Consider the following 15,341-nt stretch of genomic DNA (forward strand, 5'->3'; position numbering starts at 1 on the left):
CGACAACGGCGGCGGCGGCAACGGCGGCGGCGGAGATAGTGGCGGCGGCGGCGGAGGAGACGGCGGCGGCAACGGCGGCGGTAATGGCGGCGGCAGCGGCGGCGGTAATGGCGGCGGCAATGGCGGTGGCAACGGCGGCGGCAATGGCCCCGGCAATGGCAACGGCAACGCCGGCAACCCGGGTAACGGCGGTGGCAACAACGGCGGATCCGGACCCGGAACTGGAAACGGTGGTGGCAATAATGGTCAGGGCGGCGGCTCTGGCAACGGCGGCGGCGGCTCTGGCAACGGTGGCAGCAACGGCGGTGGCCACGGCGGCGGCAACGGAAATGGTGGCAGCAACGGCGGGCCCGGAAACGGGAACGGCAACGCTGGTAACTCCGGTAACGGCGGCGGAAACAACGGCGGTTCTGGCCCCGGAACCGGCAACGGCGGCAGCAATAACGGCCAAGGTCACGGCGGTGGTGGCTCTGGCAACGGCGGCAGCAATGGCGGCGGTAAGGAAGAGCGCTAAAAACGGGCGTTATGGCGCCAGCCAAAGGAAAAAGGCCACCCAACCGGGTGGCCTTTGTTTTGTCTGAACTATTGAGTGGCTAGCCTAGTTGAACCAGCGCATGGCGCTTCTTACCTGCGCTCAGCTTGATTGGGGAAGACAGCGCCCCTGCGTCGATCATTAGCCCGGCATCGGTCAAAGGCGCGTCGTCCAGCTTGGCACCGTTTTCCGCGATCAGGCGCTTGGCCTCTTTGCCTGACTTTGCCAGACCCGATTTTACGATAACCTGCACGATGGACATGCCGTCGCCCAGCTCATCCGCGCTGAGGGTCAGGGTCGGAAGATCATCCCCAACACCGCCTTTTTCGAACACTTCACGGGCCGTGGCCTCGGCGTTGGCCGCAGCCTCAGCACCGTGCAGCAGGGCGGTAACCTCGTTGGCGAGGCGGATTTTGGCCTCGTTGATCTCAGAGCCTTGCAGCGCGCCCAGCCGGTCACACTCATCCACCGGCATTTCGGTGTAGAGCTTCAGGAAACGGCCAACATCCGCATCTGTCGTATTCCGCCAGAACTGCCAGAATTCGTAAGGCGAGCGCATCTCGGCGTTCAGCCAAACGGCACCGTCCTGAGATTTCCCCATCTTCTTGCCATCACTGGTGGTCAGAAGCGGCGAAGTCAGGCCGTAGATCTCGTGATCCAGCACGCGACGCGTCAGGTCGATACCGTTGACAATATTGCCCCATTGGTCAGAACCGCCCATCTGCAGAACGCAGCCATAACGGCGGTTCAGCTCGAGGAAGTCATAGGCCTGCAGGATCATGTAGTTGAATTCGAGGAAAGACAGCGATTGCTCACGATCCAGACGCGATTTCACCGATTCAAACGCCAGCATCCGGTTGACCGAGAAATGCCGCCCGATGTCGCGCAAGAAATCCAGGTAGTTCAGGCCATCCAGCCATTCGGCATTGTTCAGCATCAAAGCCTTGTTTTCGGCATCGCTGTCATAGTCGATATAGGCCGAGAACACCTTTTTGATGCCCGCAATGTTCTCGTCGATCTGTTCGGGGCCTAGCAGGGGGCGTTCATCCGCGCGGAACGACGGGTCGCCCACCTTGGTGGTGCCGCCGCCCATCAGGGTGATCGGTTGGTGACCGGTTTTCTGGAACCAGCGCAGCATCATGATCTGGATCAGGCTGCCCACATGCAACGACTTGGCCGTCGCATCAAAGCCGATATAGGCTGGTTTGCACCCACTGATCAGCGCCTCGTCAAGGCCCTGATAATCGGTGCAGTCGGCGAGAAAGCCGCGCTCGATCATCGTGGCGATGAAATCCGATTTGGGGTGGTAGGTCATATCGTGCCCTTTGGGTTTATGTTGCGGGGCACTGTATAGGCGGCGCGTCAGGCAAGGAAAAGCCACCATTTCCAAGAAAACGCGGGCTGTGTCAGCTTTTGACCGGGGGCAGGCGGAAGGCATAGAGCATTGCGATGGTGTTCAACACCACAAGGACAACAATCGGTGTGATTGGATCATGCAAATGTGCGACTGCGCCAAGGATCACAGCAAAGACAATTCCAACGAGGCCAGCGCTGACATCCCCCAGCGCAACCAGGTAGGGACGCTCTTTTTCAACGCTCATCTGAATGAGATACAGGTAGCGCCCATAGGTCACTCCATTCCCGCCCAGTGATAGTAGCAGGATCACCAGCGCGTAGACCCAGACGTTCTGAGCGTAGCCGAGGAACGTAAAGCCAAGCGCCATCAGGGCCGAGATTGCGGCGATCAGGCACCCCAGCCACATCACAGGTTTGACCGAGACACGATCGCTGAGCCATCCCCACAAAAGCGAGCCGATCACCATCCCAAGGCTGGCCCCTATGACAAAATAGCTGAGCGAATGCTTGGTCCCCATATGCAGCGTCGCAGCATGGATCGTGTAGAAGGGCATCGCCAGCTCGACCGACACAAAGATCAGTCGGGCCGAAAGAAACTTGCGATACCACGGATAAGCCATGCCGGTTTTGAATCCGGTCGCCAACTCGGCCAGGGGTTTGGGTTTTTTCTTCGGCTCTGGCAAAGGGACGCGCTGTTCATCCTCAAGCAGTCGCACCCCTGCAAAGGCAACACCTGCGGCGAACATAGCGATCACGCCGCACCACAGGACGACGATGTGGCGCTGCATCGGTTGGTCCCCGGACAGCAGGTCGCGCGTGATCAGAACGACGATGATGGCCAAAATGCCCGAGATAGTGGCCTGCGCAAACACCATCCGGTTCCGTTTCGCTTCGGGGACAGAGATGCCGTAGATCTGGCTGGTTCCAAGGCTGGTGATCCCCTGGCACAATCCCAGGACCATCGCAGTGGTCAGGAACAGCAGCACGATCATCACGCTGGGCAGTTTTGTTGAAAACAGGGCCAGTGCCGCCAGTACCGCGGCTGTCAACAGGTTAGGCGCATAGACGGCCAGCTTGGCGCGGGTTGCCCGGTTAACGAAGGGTGCAACAAAGATCTCGGCAACCAGGCGCGATCCGGTGACAAAGGGCAAAAGCATTCCTGCAAAAAAAATTGGCGCGCCCAAAGCCAGATACAGGAACGGAAGCACCAGATTTGGGTTGATCAACTGCCCTCCGATCGTGGCCAGAGCGCCGGACCAGAAGATCAGAAAATAGTTCCGGCCTTCGGATGGTTGTTTCTGCGAGTAGGTGTCTGCCATATGTACCTAAAACTGATTTGTGTTCCTTATACCAAATTGTCGGGAAAAAGCGCGACCCTTGTGTGATCTGGCTTGCCTTGGGATTAGCTGAACGGGCAGGTTAAACGGGCTGTGCCGATCAACCATGACGGTACAAACAGAATTCGGCAGGAGAGATCAGCGTGGGGCTGGCCATCAAACGAACAGGTGCGATCAGGGTTTTGGGCGCGATGTCCGGCACCTCGATGGATGGGGTGGATGCTGCGGTCGTCGAAACGGACGGGCACCGGATTCTCGGCTTTGGTCCAAGTGGGTATCGTGCCTACTCCGACGACGAGCGCGCTGTTCTGCGCGCCGCTCTTGGGCAATGGCACGGACCTGACGTGGATGCCGCGGCCGAGCTTGTCACCTTGGCCCATGCCGAGGCGCTGTCTGAATTCGATGAGGTCGACCTGATCGGTGTGCACGGCCAAACTCTTGCGCATGAACCGAGCGGGCGCGGGACGTTGCAGGTGGGCGATGGTAAAGGGCTGGCTCAGGCGTTGGGTGTGCCGGTTGTCTGGGATTTCCGCAGCGATGATGTGGCGATGGGAGGCGAAGGCGCTCCGCTGGCGCCCTTCTTTCACTTTGCTTGCGCCAAGTGGATCGAAGCAACCCAACCGCTGTGCTTTCTGAACCTTGGCGGTGTCGGGAACCTGACCTATGTGGACCCCAGTTACAATGGCCCTGAAGCCCCGGGCGCGTTGCTGGCGTTTGACACTGGTCCCGCGAATGCACCGGTTGACGATCTGATGCAGGCGCGTCTGGGCCTGCCGATGGACCGCGACGGGGCTGTTGCGCGCGGAGGCACTGTCGAGACAGGCGCGCTCGAGCTGTTTCTGTCCGAACCTTATTTCACACGTATGCCGCCGAAATCACTGGATCGGAACGATTTTTCCGAGATGATCAAACTGGTGCAGGAGCTTAGCGATGCGGACGCGGTTGCCACGCTTACTGGCATGTGTGCAGCAGGCGTGGTGCAGGGGATGGAACACTGCCCCAAGCCGCCCTCGCGTCTGTTGGTCACCGGCGGCGGTAGACACAACCCGGTATTGATGGAGATGCTGCGCGTTGCATTGGACTGCCCGGTCGAACCGGTCGAGGCCGTGGGTCTGGACGGAGATATGCTTGAGGCGCAGGCCTTCGCCTATCTGGCGGCACGCGTCGCTCGCAGGCTGCCGACCTCGTGTCCGGGAACAACGGGTGTGAAGGCGCTGGTTGGTGGTGGGGTTGTGAGTTCGGTTGCGAATGGGGCTGAGGGCTAACAGTGTTTCGCCTAAAGGCCGCTTTGCGGACGAAGCTGCCGGTGCCAATAAGAGGTCTAACCGTTCCAAAGGCGTCAATTTGCACTCTTCTTGAAACCCAGTATCGCGAAGCAGATTTGTAGATATTCAGAATACCTCGGACAATTCGACGGAAACTCCCTGACGATGTCCAAATTCACCCTTCAGCCTCCGATGACATTCGCCAGAACCTTCTGTTCCTCCAACCGCCGAGGTCGCCATCGTTTTTCGATTTCCAGTCGTATACGAACTGATCGCCCACATTCAGGTCCTGTGTCGCGATCATTGTTGGTTCGAACTTGTTTTCCCGGGCAATACGTTCGACGAAGGCAGCCGACGGACGGCTACCCATTCCATGCATGGCCTCTTCGATGACGTCCTTTTCCTCCGGTACCAGCTCAATTCGCATAGGGTCATCACTGTCACAAACCACGGTTTCTAGTACGACTTCGCGCGTCATTGAAAAACACTGTGCCAGATGCTCCTCGACCTGTGGGATGTGGTACAACAGGCCAAAATGAATGATCATGTCAAACTTGCCGAAGTTGGTGAAATCCTGCTCTAAATCAAATACTTCGACCTTTAAATTCGGAACTCTTCGGTGCTTGAGCCGGGCCATCTGTGCCGTTTCATTCCGGCCTTCAAGACACAGTACATCGGCTCCAAGGTCTGCGAAGAACGCGCCAATGTCGCTCAGTCCGCTGCCAAGTTCCAATACGCGTTTTCCATCAAACCAGTCTTGGCCATACAATTCTAGAATTTTGTTAATCCTTTTGACCCGCCAGTGCGCATAGCTGATGGCGTACACCGCATGGCGGTTTGTCGCCATGGCCATTGTCACATGACGCTCTATCGGAGACATATGCGCCGTGTTAACGATGAGTTCGAAACGTTCGAACCGATCAGAAAACCGATACATTTGTTGAAAGCGTAGCCACCCGGCACGCACTTTGGATAAAATCATGTTGGTCCTCAAATTTCGATCAGCGTTCACAAGCCGCTGTAATTGCTAAAACAATTCGTTCTATCCCCCAAAACCACTAGCACTTTGCCTTTGCCTAGGCTCCTTATTGATAGTGGGTAAGCTGTGTCATTCCTGTCAAGTTTTTGGCTGGTTATGCCTTTTGGTTGATCGAAATCCGCGAGAAAGCCTGAACAGTGGTGCCAAAGGTCCGGACAATGGGCCCACATTGTAAAGACTGTTCTTGGAACGTTACAGTGAGAACCCTGAAACTTTGATGCGCGCAGCAGAATCGGTCAAAGTGTCCTCAAAGCAGCCGATCTACGAATACTTAGCTGATTGGTCTTCGCTTCACGCTGCGCACATAGTCACTTGTAAACTGCGAGTATCCGTCCGAAGTCGATTTCAGATGCGCCCGCGTCCAGTGATGCAGGGCCGGAAGCTGGTGGAACGGGACATTCGGAAAGGCGTGATGCTCAGCGTGGTAGGGCATGTTCCAGGCCAAAAAACGCACGATCCGGTTGGTGAACGTCGTGCGTGAGTTCTCGAGCATGTTGGCGATTCGCGGACACAGGCCGTGTTCCGCCAGTAGATAGAGGCGCAGGAATGGCTGCCCCAGCAGAACGGGTAAAATCCAAAGCCAGAAGAGCAGCGGCGACAAGAGCAGGCTTAGGGCTGCGACCGCGTAGAGTACTAACAACAGACGTGCCTCAGCCCGCATGGCGGTGTGTTGGCGCGCAGGTAGGTACGGGGCGTCGATGCGACCAAAGGCGTTTTGGAACAGGACAAGTGCCATGCCTTTCCAATAGGGCCGGCCGGACAGGTAGATCAGCAGGCTCAGCCGGTCCTGCGGTCGTGGCTTACCGCCAAGCTCGGGGTCTTTCTCCGGGTGGTTCGTCCATTTGTGGTGCGCAAGGTGAAAATACCGAAACCACGTGAAGGGCAGGGCGATCGGGACTGAAACAAGATGTCCGACCGCGTCGTTCAGCCAGCCGGTCTTGAACGGGGTCTTATGGGTGCATTCATGGCTGAGCGTGAACAGAAACACCAACAAGACACCCTGTGGGAGGATCAGGAGCGGCCAGACAGGGACCTGCCACGCGATACCCGCGCTGGTGAGGGACAGTAACACCAGATAGCCCAAAAGATGCCGCAGACCTGCTGCATCCGAGCGCCGTTGTAGCTGATCTTTGGCCTCGGGTGGCAGCGACGCTATGAGGGCGCGGTGATCCATGCATCATCCGCGCGCTATGTCGAACCCTGGCGCGGCCAGTTCGAACCCGTCAAACTGGAACCCGGGTGAAACGGTGCAACTGACCAACGTATAGTCTCCGGTGGTGCACGCCGCCTGCCAATGGTTTTCGGGCACGATTAATTGCGGTGCGCCCTTTGAAAGGTCGGGACCCAGGATCTGATCGGTGGCTGGACCGTCATCCGTAGCGCTCAGCGACAGGATCAGCGGAGCGCCAGCGTGGTAGAGCCAGATTTCGGTCGCGTCCACGCGGTGCCAGTGGCTGCTTTCGCCTGCGGCCAACAGGAAATAGATGCAGGTGCCGGTGGCGCGGCCCGGGCTATCCGCGCGCCAGGTTTCGCGAAACCAGCCACCCTCGGGGTGTTGTTCCAGTTTCAGGTGGTCGATGATCTCTTGTGCGGTCATGGGGCCTCTTGTCTTTTGCGATGATTATGCACGGGAAGGTGCGATCCGCTATGGTATTCGTGTGCGCAAGGAATATGTTTGCCGCATGACCCTGACGATCCCGTTTGACAACAGCTACGCCCGCCTTCCCAACAGCTTTTATGCGCGGCAGGCACCTATTGCTGTGCGTGCCCCACGCCTGATCGCATACAACTCGGAATTGGCGAAGGTATTGAAGATCACACCGGGGGAGGTAGAGGAGATGGCCGAAGCCTTCGCTGGCAACACGCTGCCCGAAGGCGCAGAGCCGATTGCGCAGCTTTATTCGGGACATCAGTTCGGCAACTATAATCCGCAGCTTGGCGACGGTCGCGCTGTCCTGCTGGGCGAAACGATCGGGACAGATGGTCTCCGCCGGGATATCCAGCTCAAAGGATCCGGACCGACCCCATTCAGCCGTCAGGGGGATGGCCGGGCATGGCTGGGGCCGGTGTTGCGGGAATACGTGGTGTCCGAGGCAATGCATGCGCTGGGCATCCCGACGACCCGCGCGCTGGCGGCAGTTGAGACCGGAGAGATCGTGCTGCGTGAAGGGCCGATGCCCGGCGCGGTCCTGACCCGCGTGGCGCAAAGCCACCTGCGTGTCGGTACATTTCAGGTTTTTGCAGCGCGCGGACAGCTGGACAGCCTGCGCCGCCTGACGGAGTACGCAATAGACCGCCACTATCCTGACGCAGATGGTCCGATGGGCCTGCTGCGCGTGGTGGTGGAGGCGCAATCGCAATTGATCGCAGCATGGATGAGTGTGGGGTTCATCCACGGGGTGATGAATACTGACAATTGCTCAATCGCGGGTGAGACCATCGACTATGGGCCCTGCGCGTTCATGGACAGCTATCATCCGAACACAGTCTTTAGTTCGATCGACCGGATGGGGCGCTATGCCTATTCCAACCAGCCCGACATCGCCGTTTGGAACGTAGCGCAACTGGCGACGGCACTGATTCAGCAGATGAACGACAAGGACGCCGCCGTCGAAGAGGCGACCGAGATCGTACACGCTATGCCTGCGCAGCTACAGGAGAACTGGTTGAAGCGGTTCCGCGCCAAGATTGGTTTGGTGACCGAGGAAGAGGGCGATCTTGAACTGATCTCGGACCTGCTGACACGCATGGCGCAGAACCAGGCGGATTTCACCAACACCTTCCGTGCGCTGGGCGGAGATACCGCACGTGATCAGTTCACCGATCCCACGGCATACGACACCTGGTCCGAAGGGTGGAACATGCGTTTGGGGCGTGAGCAGGACTCATCCGCTGTATTGGCTGCCGCAAACCCAGCCTTCATCCCGCGCAATCACCGGGTTGAACAAATGATACAGTCCGCCGTTCAGGGCGACTACGCGCCGTTCCAAAGGCTGAGCACTGTGCTGGCGCGACCCTATGAGGATCAGCCCAATGCGGATGATCTGAAACGCCCGCCCTCTGAGGGCGAAGTGGTTCACGCCACGTTCTGTGGCACCTGACGCTCAGGCCTCCTCGCGATAGGGATTGATCTCATCCGGCCAGCGGCGCGCGTATTGCGAGATCATCAGGTAGACATCCGCCCCGTCGATTGCCCTGCGCGCATCGCGAACCATACGCAGGTTCAGGGTGTCGACCTCTTCAGCGGTAATCGCTCGCAGGGGATTGTAGTAGACGGTGATCAAAATGGTCCGACCTTGCTTGGTTACGGACATGTCCCGCAGTGCGCCACCGTCCTCTGCGATAGCCGGGCGCAAGGCACGACGCGCAGCAGCAAGAAGTTCGGGGCTGGCGGTGGCATTTGCCAGCTCACCCAGCCCGCCGCGAAAGTCGCGCAGATATGATCCGATGGCCAGAACGCACAGGAACAGCACGATGATCGAGTCGCCGACGGGTGCGATCGCCGAAAGTGCACCATCCCGGAACAGGTAGATTGCCCCAAGGCCAATTGCTGCGGCGGCAGTGAACAGGCCGTCGAACAGCGCTGCCTTGGATTCCAGCCGCAGGATTGCACTGGCCTTCCCGGTCTTTCGCCAAGTGAAATAGTGAAACGCCCACAGCAATACGCAGGTCAGCCCAATGGCGGCAAAATAGATGAACATCGGGCCGAAGATCAGCGGTTCAGGCATCATTCCGTTGTAGTAGCTGTAGATGTTCTTAGTCGCGTTCGAGATGGCGAACAGCACCAGCCCCAATAAGGACAAAGAGCGGAAGGTGGAAAAGATCGCCTCATCCGCTGCATAGCCAAACGGGCGTCGCTTGTCGGGGCCTGCATCAATCTTCAAACTGATACGGCGGCCAAGGAATGCCGATCCAAACCCGACCAGCGAATACAGGCCGTCCATCATGATCGCGTTGGAGTTTGACAGGATCCCGGCCAGAATACCCGCCCCACCCATGAACAGGTTGCCGCCCATGGCAATGATGAGAGCGCGCCCCTCAAGCTGCTTTCTGCGTTCTGCATTTGGCATCGACATCTGGTAACGTCCTGATAGGGCATCAAACTCCGCAACAGATACCTGTTCGAAGAGGATAGGCCAACACCTGCGATGACGGGTTGTCCTAGTCCCGCACGATTTCAAGCACCGCGGCACTGACAATCAGGATAGCGCCCAACAATTCGCGCAACCCGAACGGCTCGCCCGAGAACGCAGCGGCCGAGGCCAGTCCGACGACAACCTCGCTCATCAGCAGGATGCCGACGCGGGCAGGGGACAGTTTGGTCGCGGGCCAGATGGTCATGAACACCATGGGTAAGGTGTAGAAGGCCGATAGCAGCACGAACTGAAGGGTCCAAAGAAGATCGGCCTGCGCGATTGTCGGCAATACAGGTTCGGGCAGAACCATGAGGCTGACCAGGGAAAGGATCAGCGCGCCTGCGACAAAGGCAAAGACCTGACCCGAGGCTGAGATCGTACTGGTTCGGTACAGCCCCAACGTACCCAGCGCCCAACACATGCCCGAAGCCAACGCCATCCAGTCGCCACTGTTTTGGGGCAGCGGAACACCTCCCGAGGCGCCCAGCACGACGAACAGACCACCGACACCGCAGGCTAGGCCCGCAAGCCGCCCCAAACTCAGGCGTTCACTCAGAAACACGCGGCCCAAAATCGTGCCCCAGATCGGGGTGAGGTAGAATAACAGGATCGACCGCACCACATCCGTATAGACAAGGCTGATGGAATAAAGACTGAAGGCCGCGCCGGTGAACACACCGCTGAACACCAGGTCGCGCCATTGCAGGGCCAGCGTTCCTCGCTCTTTCCAGATGAAGGGAACCAGACCCAGCAGTGCAACGCTATACATCGCGATACCCGGCCAAGGCCCGGTCAGGCCCAGATCAAAGAGAAACCGAACGGGGATCCAATAGAGACCCCACATCATGCCACCGATCACTAGGACAATGCTTGCCCAAGTGCGGTTGTTCGAGAGTGTGTTGCTGGAAACCACTTCAAGCCTCAATTGGACGCGTTCCACGGGGATAGAGTATCGGCACCCCGTTGATCAAGCGCAGCATTCCTTATCGCGCCGCCTGCCAGAATATTGGGCACTTTGGCAGCGCGAAAAGCTCTTATTTGCCACTCCTGCAGAAGACTGGGGTTGCGCCCCGCCACCAGCGTGGCACTTTGGGGTTCGTCCATTTGATCGGAACCTTATGTTGCCTCAATCAACCCTGCGGATTGCAAGCTATAACATCCAGAAATGCGTGGGCTTGGATTTTCGCCGCCAACCTCAGCGCATCATGCAGGTCATCGAAGGCATGCAGGCTGATATTGTGGTGCTGCAAGAGGCCGACAAAAGGCTGCCGCCGCGACCCGCCGCCTTACCGCATTTCATGTTAGATGAAGCCGGTTGGCAGATTGTCGATCTGGGGGGTGCAGGCAGCCTGGGCTGGCACGGCAACGCGGTCATCTGGCGCGGGGACAAAATTGACGTGCGCAAGACCGGTCACCATGAATTGCCCGGGCTGGAACCTCGCGGTGCAGTTCGGGTCGAGTTCGACACCCAGATCGGGCCGCTTCGGGTGATGGGGATGCATCTGGGTCTTTTACCCGCATCTCGGCGGCAGCAAATTCACCAACTTCGGCGCTGCGATGAGGATCTGGATCAGATGCCTACCGTATGGGCCGGAGATTTCAACGAGTGGTCGCGCCAGCCAGTGCTCGATCATCTTGCACCCGACATGCGATTTTTACCCCCGGTTCCCAGTTTCCCGGCTGCACAGCCTCTGGGCGCACTGGATCGGATCGCGCTGGGCGCTGGGCTTGAAGCCGTTGTGCATGGCGTCCACAAAGCGCGGCCTGCGCATATCGCGTCAGATCACCTGCCGATCTGGGCTGATCTTCGCAAGGTCGCTTAGGCGCAATTCCCCTGTGGCGCCAGCGGCGCAGACGTATTAAGACAGAAACCCGAACTACTCTGAGGGTCACTATGTCCGACACTATCATCGCCCGTTGCGAAGCCAAAGGTCTCCGCATGACGGGTCAGCGCCGCACAATTGCTCAGGTGTTGCAGCAAAGTGATGACCATCCGGATGTAGAAGAGCTGTACGCCCGCGCCTCTAAGGTGGATTCGGGTATCTCGATTGCCACGGTCTATCGCACCGTGAAGCTGTTCGAAGAGGCAGGGATTCTTGAGCGGTTGGAATTCGGCGACGGGCGTGCGCGCTATGAAGATGCCGAGAGGGACCACCACGACCATCTGATCGACATGCAGTCGGGGGAAGTGATCGAATTTGTCGATCCCGAGATCGAGGCCCTGCAGGAAAAGATCGCAGCCAAGCTTGGTTACAAGCTGAAAGGGCATCGGTTGGAACTGTACGGCGTGCCGCTGAAACAGGACTGATCCATCACAAAACGCGATTGGTTGCCGCACGGCAATTCATGAAACATGTCGCAATATCGCTTGCGGCGTCGCGGATGATACGGTTTTGCTGACTTAAGGTCGCGGAATTTCCCGCGCCATCTCAACGGACACGCGTATGAACAACGTACACGGCATCTTGCTGATCATCGGATCGATGGCGGCCTTCGCGCTTGAGGATATGTTCATCAAGCATCTGTCGATCACTGTACCTACGGGTCAGATAATGATCGCCTTGGGTCTGGTCTGCGGGCTGGTGTTCGTACTGATGTCATTGGCCACGCGTAAACGCATCTTTGATCCGGAGGCGTGGAAAGGTCTGCCGCTGGCGCGGGCAGGGACCGAGGCGGTTGGTGCCCTGACCTTTGTCACTGCGCTGTCTCTGGTCGAGCTGTCCACCGTTGCCGCCGTCTTTCAAGCGATGCCGCTGGCCGTGACTATGGGGGCGGCACTGTTTTTGGGCGAGCAGGTTGGTTGGCGACGTTGGAGTGCCATCGGCATAGGCTTTATCGGTGTCCTGATGATTATTCGCCCGGGTTTGGAAGGGTTTCAGCCCGAGTCGCTGTTTGTGGTGGCAACGGTAATTGCGATCGCTGCGCGTGATTTGATCACACGTAAGCTGGACGTCCGTGTGGCCTCGTCCGTTGTTGCCATGCAGGCCTATATCGCCGTTGCCCTTGCCGGGGTGGTTCTGATGGTGTTTTTGGCCCAGCCCGTTGTCCCGCTGCAGGACGCTCAGATTGGTCCCTATCTGGGGGCAATCGCATTTGGCGTCTTGGGCTATTACGGCATCGTGACGGCCATGCGGATCGGTGAGGCCTCGGCCTTGACACCCTTCCGGTACAGCAGGCTTGTGTTTTCCATCGCGGCAGGGATGCTGATGTTTGGCGAACGGCCTGACTTGATGACGGTGGCCGGGGCCTCGTTGATTATCGGATCGGGCATGTACACCTTTATCCGCGAACGCCGACTGGCGCGTGCAATGGTTGTTGCTGCCTGACGGATCGTCGCACGTTGGCGCAAACACGTGGCTGTTAGCCCTAAACCCCCATGAATATAACCGTTAGCGGTAACATCGCCGGTTTACTTTTGGCTCGGTGATGTTATGAGGCATGCAACCAAATGCAGCCACAGGGACGGGCCTCATGAGCACCATCATCGACATCCACGCACGCGAAATCCTGGACAGCCGGGGCAACCCAACCGTCGAAGTGGACGTGATTCTGGAAGACGGCACCTTGGGCCGCGCTGCTGTGCCTTCGGGCGCGTCAACCGGTGCGTATGAGGCGGTGGAAAAGCGTGACGGTGACAAATCGCGCTATATGGGCAAAGGCGTGCTTGAAGCTGTCGCCGCTGTGAACGGTGAGATCGCCGAAGAATTGGTCGGCTATGACGCGACCGAGCAGGTCGCCATCGACGGCGCGATGATCGAACTGGACGGGACCGAGAACAAGAGCCGTCTGGGCGCAAACGCCATTCTAGGCGTTTCGCTGGCCACAGCCAAGGCTGCGGCAGATTTCACCACACAACCTCTATATCGCTACGTCGGCGGTACGTCGGCCCGCGTTTTGCCAGTACCGATGATGAACATCATCAACGGCGGCGAACATGCCGACAACCCGATCGACATTCAGGAATTCATGATCATGCCGACCTCGGCCGCGAATATCCGCGAAGCCGTGCGCATGGGTTCGGAGGTGTTCCACACGCTGAAGAAAGAACTGTCCGCCGCCGGTCTAAACACTGGTATCGGTGACGAGGGTGGATTTGCCCCCAATATCGCCAGTTCCCGCGAGGCATTGGATTTCATCCTGAAGTCCATCGAAAAGGCGGGCTACAAACCGGGCGAGGAAATCCACCTGGCGCTGGATTGTGCCGCAACCGAATACTTCAAAGACGGCAAATACGTGCTGGCGGGCGAGGGGATTTCTCTGAGCTCAGACGAGAACGCGGCTTACCTGGCGGCGTTGGTCAATGACTACCCGATCATTTCCATCGAAGATGGCATGTCCGAAGATGACTGGGACGGCTGGAAAGCTCTGACCGACATGATTGGCGACAAGGTGCAGCTGGTGGGCGACGACCTGTTCGTGACCAACCCCGTGCGTCTGGCCGAAGGGATCAAGCGCGGCTGTGCCAACTCGATGCTGGTCAAGGTGAACCAGATCGGATCGCTGACTGAAACACTTCGTGCCGTCGATATGGCGCACCGTGCGCGGTATACCAACGTCATGTCGCACCGCTCGGGCGAAACCGAGGATGCGACCATCGCCGATCTGGCGGTTGCGACCAATTGCGGTCAGATCAAAACCGGCTCGCTGGCGCGGTCGGACCGGTTGGCCAAGTACAACCAGCTGATCCGCATCGAGGAAGCGCTGGGTGAAGTTGCGGAATACGCGGGCGCGTCGATCCTTCGCAACTGAGGTCAATAATGCTAGACTGATCCTCGTGTTTTTCGCGGATCGTGTTTTGCTTAAAGTTATCGAAGCTGAAACGCCGGACCACTTTGATGAGGTTCGGCGTTTGTGTTGGGAGTATCGCGACTTCCTGCTGACGTTGGACGCCAAGTCCGTGCGCGTCGTAAAAACCTTTTATCCCCGCGACGTTTATGCCCGGCTGATGGACGAGATCGAAGTCGAACACGCCCCACCGGGCGGTGGTGTGCGGCTGGTACTAACGGATGGACATGCCGTTGGGTGCGGAATGTTCCGGACAATCGGGCCGGGCATTGCCGAAATCAAACGGGTATTTGTTAGCGAAGCTGCGCGCGGGACTGGTGCGGGATACGCGGTCATGACATCCCTGATAGAACAGTGCCGAAAACAGGGGTTTGACTGCATTCGCATGGATACAGGCAAGCCATTGGAATCGGCAAAGCGTCTGTACCTGTCGATGGGCTTCCAACTGCGCGACGCATATTCCGAGATTCCGGAGATCGCGAAAGACACATTATTGTTTTTTGAGATGCCTTTGTCCGGTGCTCAGGCGGAAAACTCGTAAATCGAGTGATTTTTTTTTCAAAGTCTTACGTGTTGTTATCGCTTGTAAATATCAAACTTGTTAGAAATACGCCTACATAAATTCAATTTTGTGTGAACTTTTACCTATTTGTCTGATCCCGGTGTCTCGTAATGTGCCTGCATTACAGAAAGGGGAACGACATGACTGGTTCGAAAATCCTTCTCGTAGCTTCAGTGATCAGCACTGTATTTTTGGCGGCCTGTGCGGGGCCGGGTACTTATCCGATCACCGGGGAGGCGGTGTCCGCAAGTGACCCGGTTTTGGCAATGGAATCGCCGACCTACATGTATCGCGGTGAAGCCCGCTAGGGCTTTCACAGGGGGACGGGC

16 protein-coding genes are annotated in these 15,341 nt (G+C 58.1%); 9 read left to right on the forward strand and 7 right to left on the reverse strand.

The annotated features are described in order from the left end of the window. The coding region (locus tag DS906_RS22055) for a hypothetical protein (RefSeq protein ID WP_199528539.1) at nt 1–514 on the forward strand (514 nt) is incomplete at its 5' end. A gap of 79 nt (nt 515–593) precedes the next feature. Here DS906_RS22055 and tyrS read toward each other — a convergent pair. After that, nucleotides 594–1,847 carry a tyrosine--tRNA ligase gene (gene tyrS / locus DS906_RS10130; RefSeq protein ID WP_113790252.1) on the reverse strand — a complete coding sequence of 418 codons (1,254 nt, stop codon included), beginning with the start codon at nt 1,845–1,847 and terminating at the stop codon, nt 594–596. Between the two features lie 91 nt (nt 1,848–1,938). After that, nucleotides 1,939–3,207 (reverse strand): MFS transporter, encoded by a 1,269-nt coding sequence (locus tag DS906_RS10135; RefSeq protein WP_113790071.1) that lies wholly within the window; start codon nt 3,205–3,207, stop codon nt 1,939–1,941. A gap of 209 nt (nt 3,208–3,416) precedes the next feature. Between DS906_RS10135 and DS906_RS10140 the strand changes: the two genes are divergently transcribed. After that, a complete protein-coding gene (locus DS906_RS10140) occupies nt 3,417–4,490 on the forward strand; it encodes an anhydro-N-acetylmuramic acid kinase (RefSeq protein WP_369934641.1) in 1,074 nt (357 codons plus the stop codon). A gap of 175 nt (nt 4,491–4,665) precedes the next feature. Here DS906_RS10140 and DS906_RS10145 read toward each other — a convergent pair whose 3' ends face one another. The 3 genes from DS906_RS10145 to DS906_RS10155 all read right to left on the reverse strand — a co-directional run bounded on the left by DS906_RS10145 (nt 4,666) and on the right by DS906_RS10155 (nt 7,126). Continuing rightward, nucleotides 4,666–5,472, reverse strand: coding sequence for a bifunctional 2-polyprenyl-6-hydroxyphenol methylase/3-demethylubiquinol 3-O-methyltransferase UbiG (locus tag DS906_RS10145; RefSeq protein ID WP_113790073.1), 807 nt, complete (start codon nt 5,470–5,472; stop codon nt 4,666–4,668). A 328-nt stretch (nt 5,473–5,800) separates the two neighbouring features. Next, nucleotides 5,801–6,703 (reverse strand): fatty acid desaturase, encoded by a 903-nt coding sequence (locus tag DS906_RS10150; protein WP_113790074.1) that lies wholly within the window; start codon nt 6,701–6,703, stop codon nt 5,801–5,803. Nucleotides 6,704–6,706: 3 nt separating this feature from the next. Further along, complete coding sequence (locus DS906_RS10155) at nt 6,707–7,126, reverse strand: cupin domain-containing protein (protein ID WP_113790075.1); 420 nt, start codon at nt 7,124–7,126, stop codon at nt 6,707–6,709. An 85-nt stretch (nt 7,127–7,211) separates the two neighbouring features. On the opposite strand from DS906_RS10155, the gene DS906_RS10160 reads away from it, so the two are divergent. After that, a complete protein-coding gene (locus tag DS906_RS10160) occupies nt 7,212–8,630 on the forward strand; it encodes a YdiU family protein (RefSeq protein WP_113790253.1) in 1,419 nt (472 codons plus the stop codon). Nucleotides 8,631–8,633: 3 nt separating this feature from the next. Here the strand turns inward: DS906_RS10160 and DS906_RS10165 are convergent, their stop codons facing one another. Both DS906_RS10165 and DS906_RS10170 read right to left on the reverse strand, forming a co-directional pair. Continuing rightward, nucleotides 8,634–9,605 carry a cation transporter gene (locus tag DS906_RS10165; RefSeq protein WP_113790076.1) on the reverse strand — a complete coding sequence of 324 codons (972 nt, stop codon included), beginning with the start codon at nt 9,603–9,605 and terminating at the stop codon, nt 8,634–8,636. Nucleotides 9,606–9,690: 85 nt separating this feature from the next. Beyond that, nucleotides 9,691–10,605, reverse strand: a complete 915-nt coding sequence (locus DS906_RS10170; protein WP_147235231.1) for a DMT family transporter — start codon at nt 10,603–10,605, stop codon at nt 9,691–9,693. A 178-nt stretch (nt 10,606–10,783) separates the two neighbouring features. On the opposite strand from DS906_RS10170, the gene DS906_RS10175 reads away from it, so the two are divergent. The 6 genes from DS906_RS10175 to DS906_RS22290 all read left to right on the forward strand — a co-directional run bounded on the left by DS906_RS10175 (nt 10,784) and on the right by DS906_RS22290 (nt 15,320). Beyond that, nucleotides 10,784–11,488 carry an endonuclease/exonuclease/phosphatase family protein gene (locus tag DS906_RS10175; RefSeq protein WP_113790078.1) on the forward strand — a complete coding sequence of 235 codons (705 nt, stop codon included), beginning with the start codon at nt 10,784–10,786 and terminating at the stop codon, nt 11,486–11,488. A gap of 71 nt (nt 11,489–11,559) precedes the next feature. Further along, entirely contained in the window at nt 11,560–11,973 is a 414-nt protein-coding gene (locus DS906_RS10180; RefSeq protein WP_113790079.1) for a Fur family transcriptional regulator, read from the forward strand. Between the two features lie 136 nt (nt 11,974–12,109). After that, entirely contained in the window at nt 12,110–12,991 is an 882-nt protein-coding gene (locus tag DS906_RS10185) for a DMT family transporter (protein WP_113790080.1), read from the forward strand. Nucleotides 12,992–13,136: 145 nt separating this feature from the next. Continuing rightward, on the forward strand, nt 13,137–14,414 hold the full coding sequence (eno, locus tag DS906_RS10190; RefSeq protein WP_113790081.1) for a phosphopyruvate hydratase: 1,278 nt from the start codon (nt 13,137–13,139) through the stop codon (nt 14,412–14,414). Nucleotides 14,415–14,439: 25 nt separating this feature from the next. Continuing rightward, complete coding sequence (locus DS906_RS10195; RefSeq protein WP_233494755.1) at nt 14,440–14,991, forward strand: GNAT family N-acetyltransferase; 552 nt, start codon at nt 14,440–14,442, stop codon at nt 14,989–14,991. Between the two features lie 161 nt (nt 14,992–15,152). Next, nucleotides 15,153–15,320, forward strand: coding sequence for a hypothetical protein (locus DS906_RS22290; RefSeq protein ID WP_199528541.1), 168 nt, complete (start codon nt 15,153–15,155; stop codon nt 15,318–15,320). Nucleotides 15,321–15,341: the final 21 nt, after the last annotated feature.

Origin of the sequence: Ruegeria sp. A3M17 (assembly GCF_003318255.1) — a bacterium.
In the GTDB taxonomy this organism is placed as follows: Bacteria; Pseudomonadota; Alphaproteobacteria; order Rhodobacterales; family Rhodobacteraceae; genus Ruegeria.

What these genes read in the sequence shown, in the direction of transcription:
- DS906_RS10180 (WP_113790079.1), top strand. Translation starts at nt 11,560, where the DNA reads ATGTCCGACACTATCATCGCCCGTTGCGAAGCCAAAGGTCTCCGCATG.
- DS906_RS10135 (WP_113790071.1), bottom strand. Translation starts at nt 3,207, where the DNA reads ATGGCAGACACCTACTCGCAGAAACAACCATCCGAAGGCCGGAACTAT.
- DS906_RS10165 (WP_113790076.1), bottom strand. Translation starts at nt 9,605, where the DNA reads ATGTCGATGCCAAATGCAGAACGCAGAAAGCAGCTTGAGGGGCGCGCT.
- DS906_RS10140 (WP_369934641.1), top strand. Translation starts at nt 3,417, where the DNA reads ATGTCCGGCACCTCGATGGATGGGGTGGATGCTGCGGTCGTCGAAACG.
- tyrS (WP_113790252.1), bottom strand. Translation starts at nt 1,847, where the DNA reads ATGACCTACCACCCCAAATCGGATTTCATCGCCACGATGATCGAGCGC.
- DS906_RS10185 (WP_113790080.1), top strand. Translation starts at nt 12,110, where the DNA reads ATGAACAACGTACACGGCATCTTGCTGATCATCGGATCGATGGCGGCC.
- DS906_RS10160 (WP_113790253.1), top strand. Translation starts at nt 7,212, where the DNA reads ATGACCCTGACGATCCCGTTTGACAACAGCTACGCCCGCCTTCCCAAC.
- eno (WP_113790081.1), top strand. Translation starts at nt 13,137, where the DNA reads ATGAGCACCATCATCGACATCCACGCACGCGAAATCCTGGACAGCCGG.
- DS906_RS22290 (WP_199528541.1), top strand. Translation starts at nt 15,153, where the DNA reads ATGACTGGTTCGAAAATCCTTCTCGTAGCTTCAGTGATCAGCACTGTA.
- DS906_RS10155 (WP_113790075.1), bottom strand. Translation starts at nt 7,126, where the DNA reads ATGACCGCACAAGAGATCATCGACCACCTGAAACTGGAACAACACCCC.
- DS906_RS10175 (WP_113790078.1), top strand. Translation starts at nt 10,784, where the DNA reads ATGTTGCCTCAATCAACCCTGCGGATTGCAAGCTATAACATCCAGAAA.
- DS906_RS10145 (WP_113790073.1), bottom strand. Translation starts at nt 5,472, where the DNA reads ATGATTTTATCCAAAGTGCGTGCCGGGTGGCTACGCTTTCAACAAATG.
- DS906_RS10150 (WP_113790074.1), bottom strand. Translation starts at nt 6,703, where the DNA reads ATGGATCACCGCGCCCTCATAGCGTCGCTGCCACCCGAGGCCAAAGAT.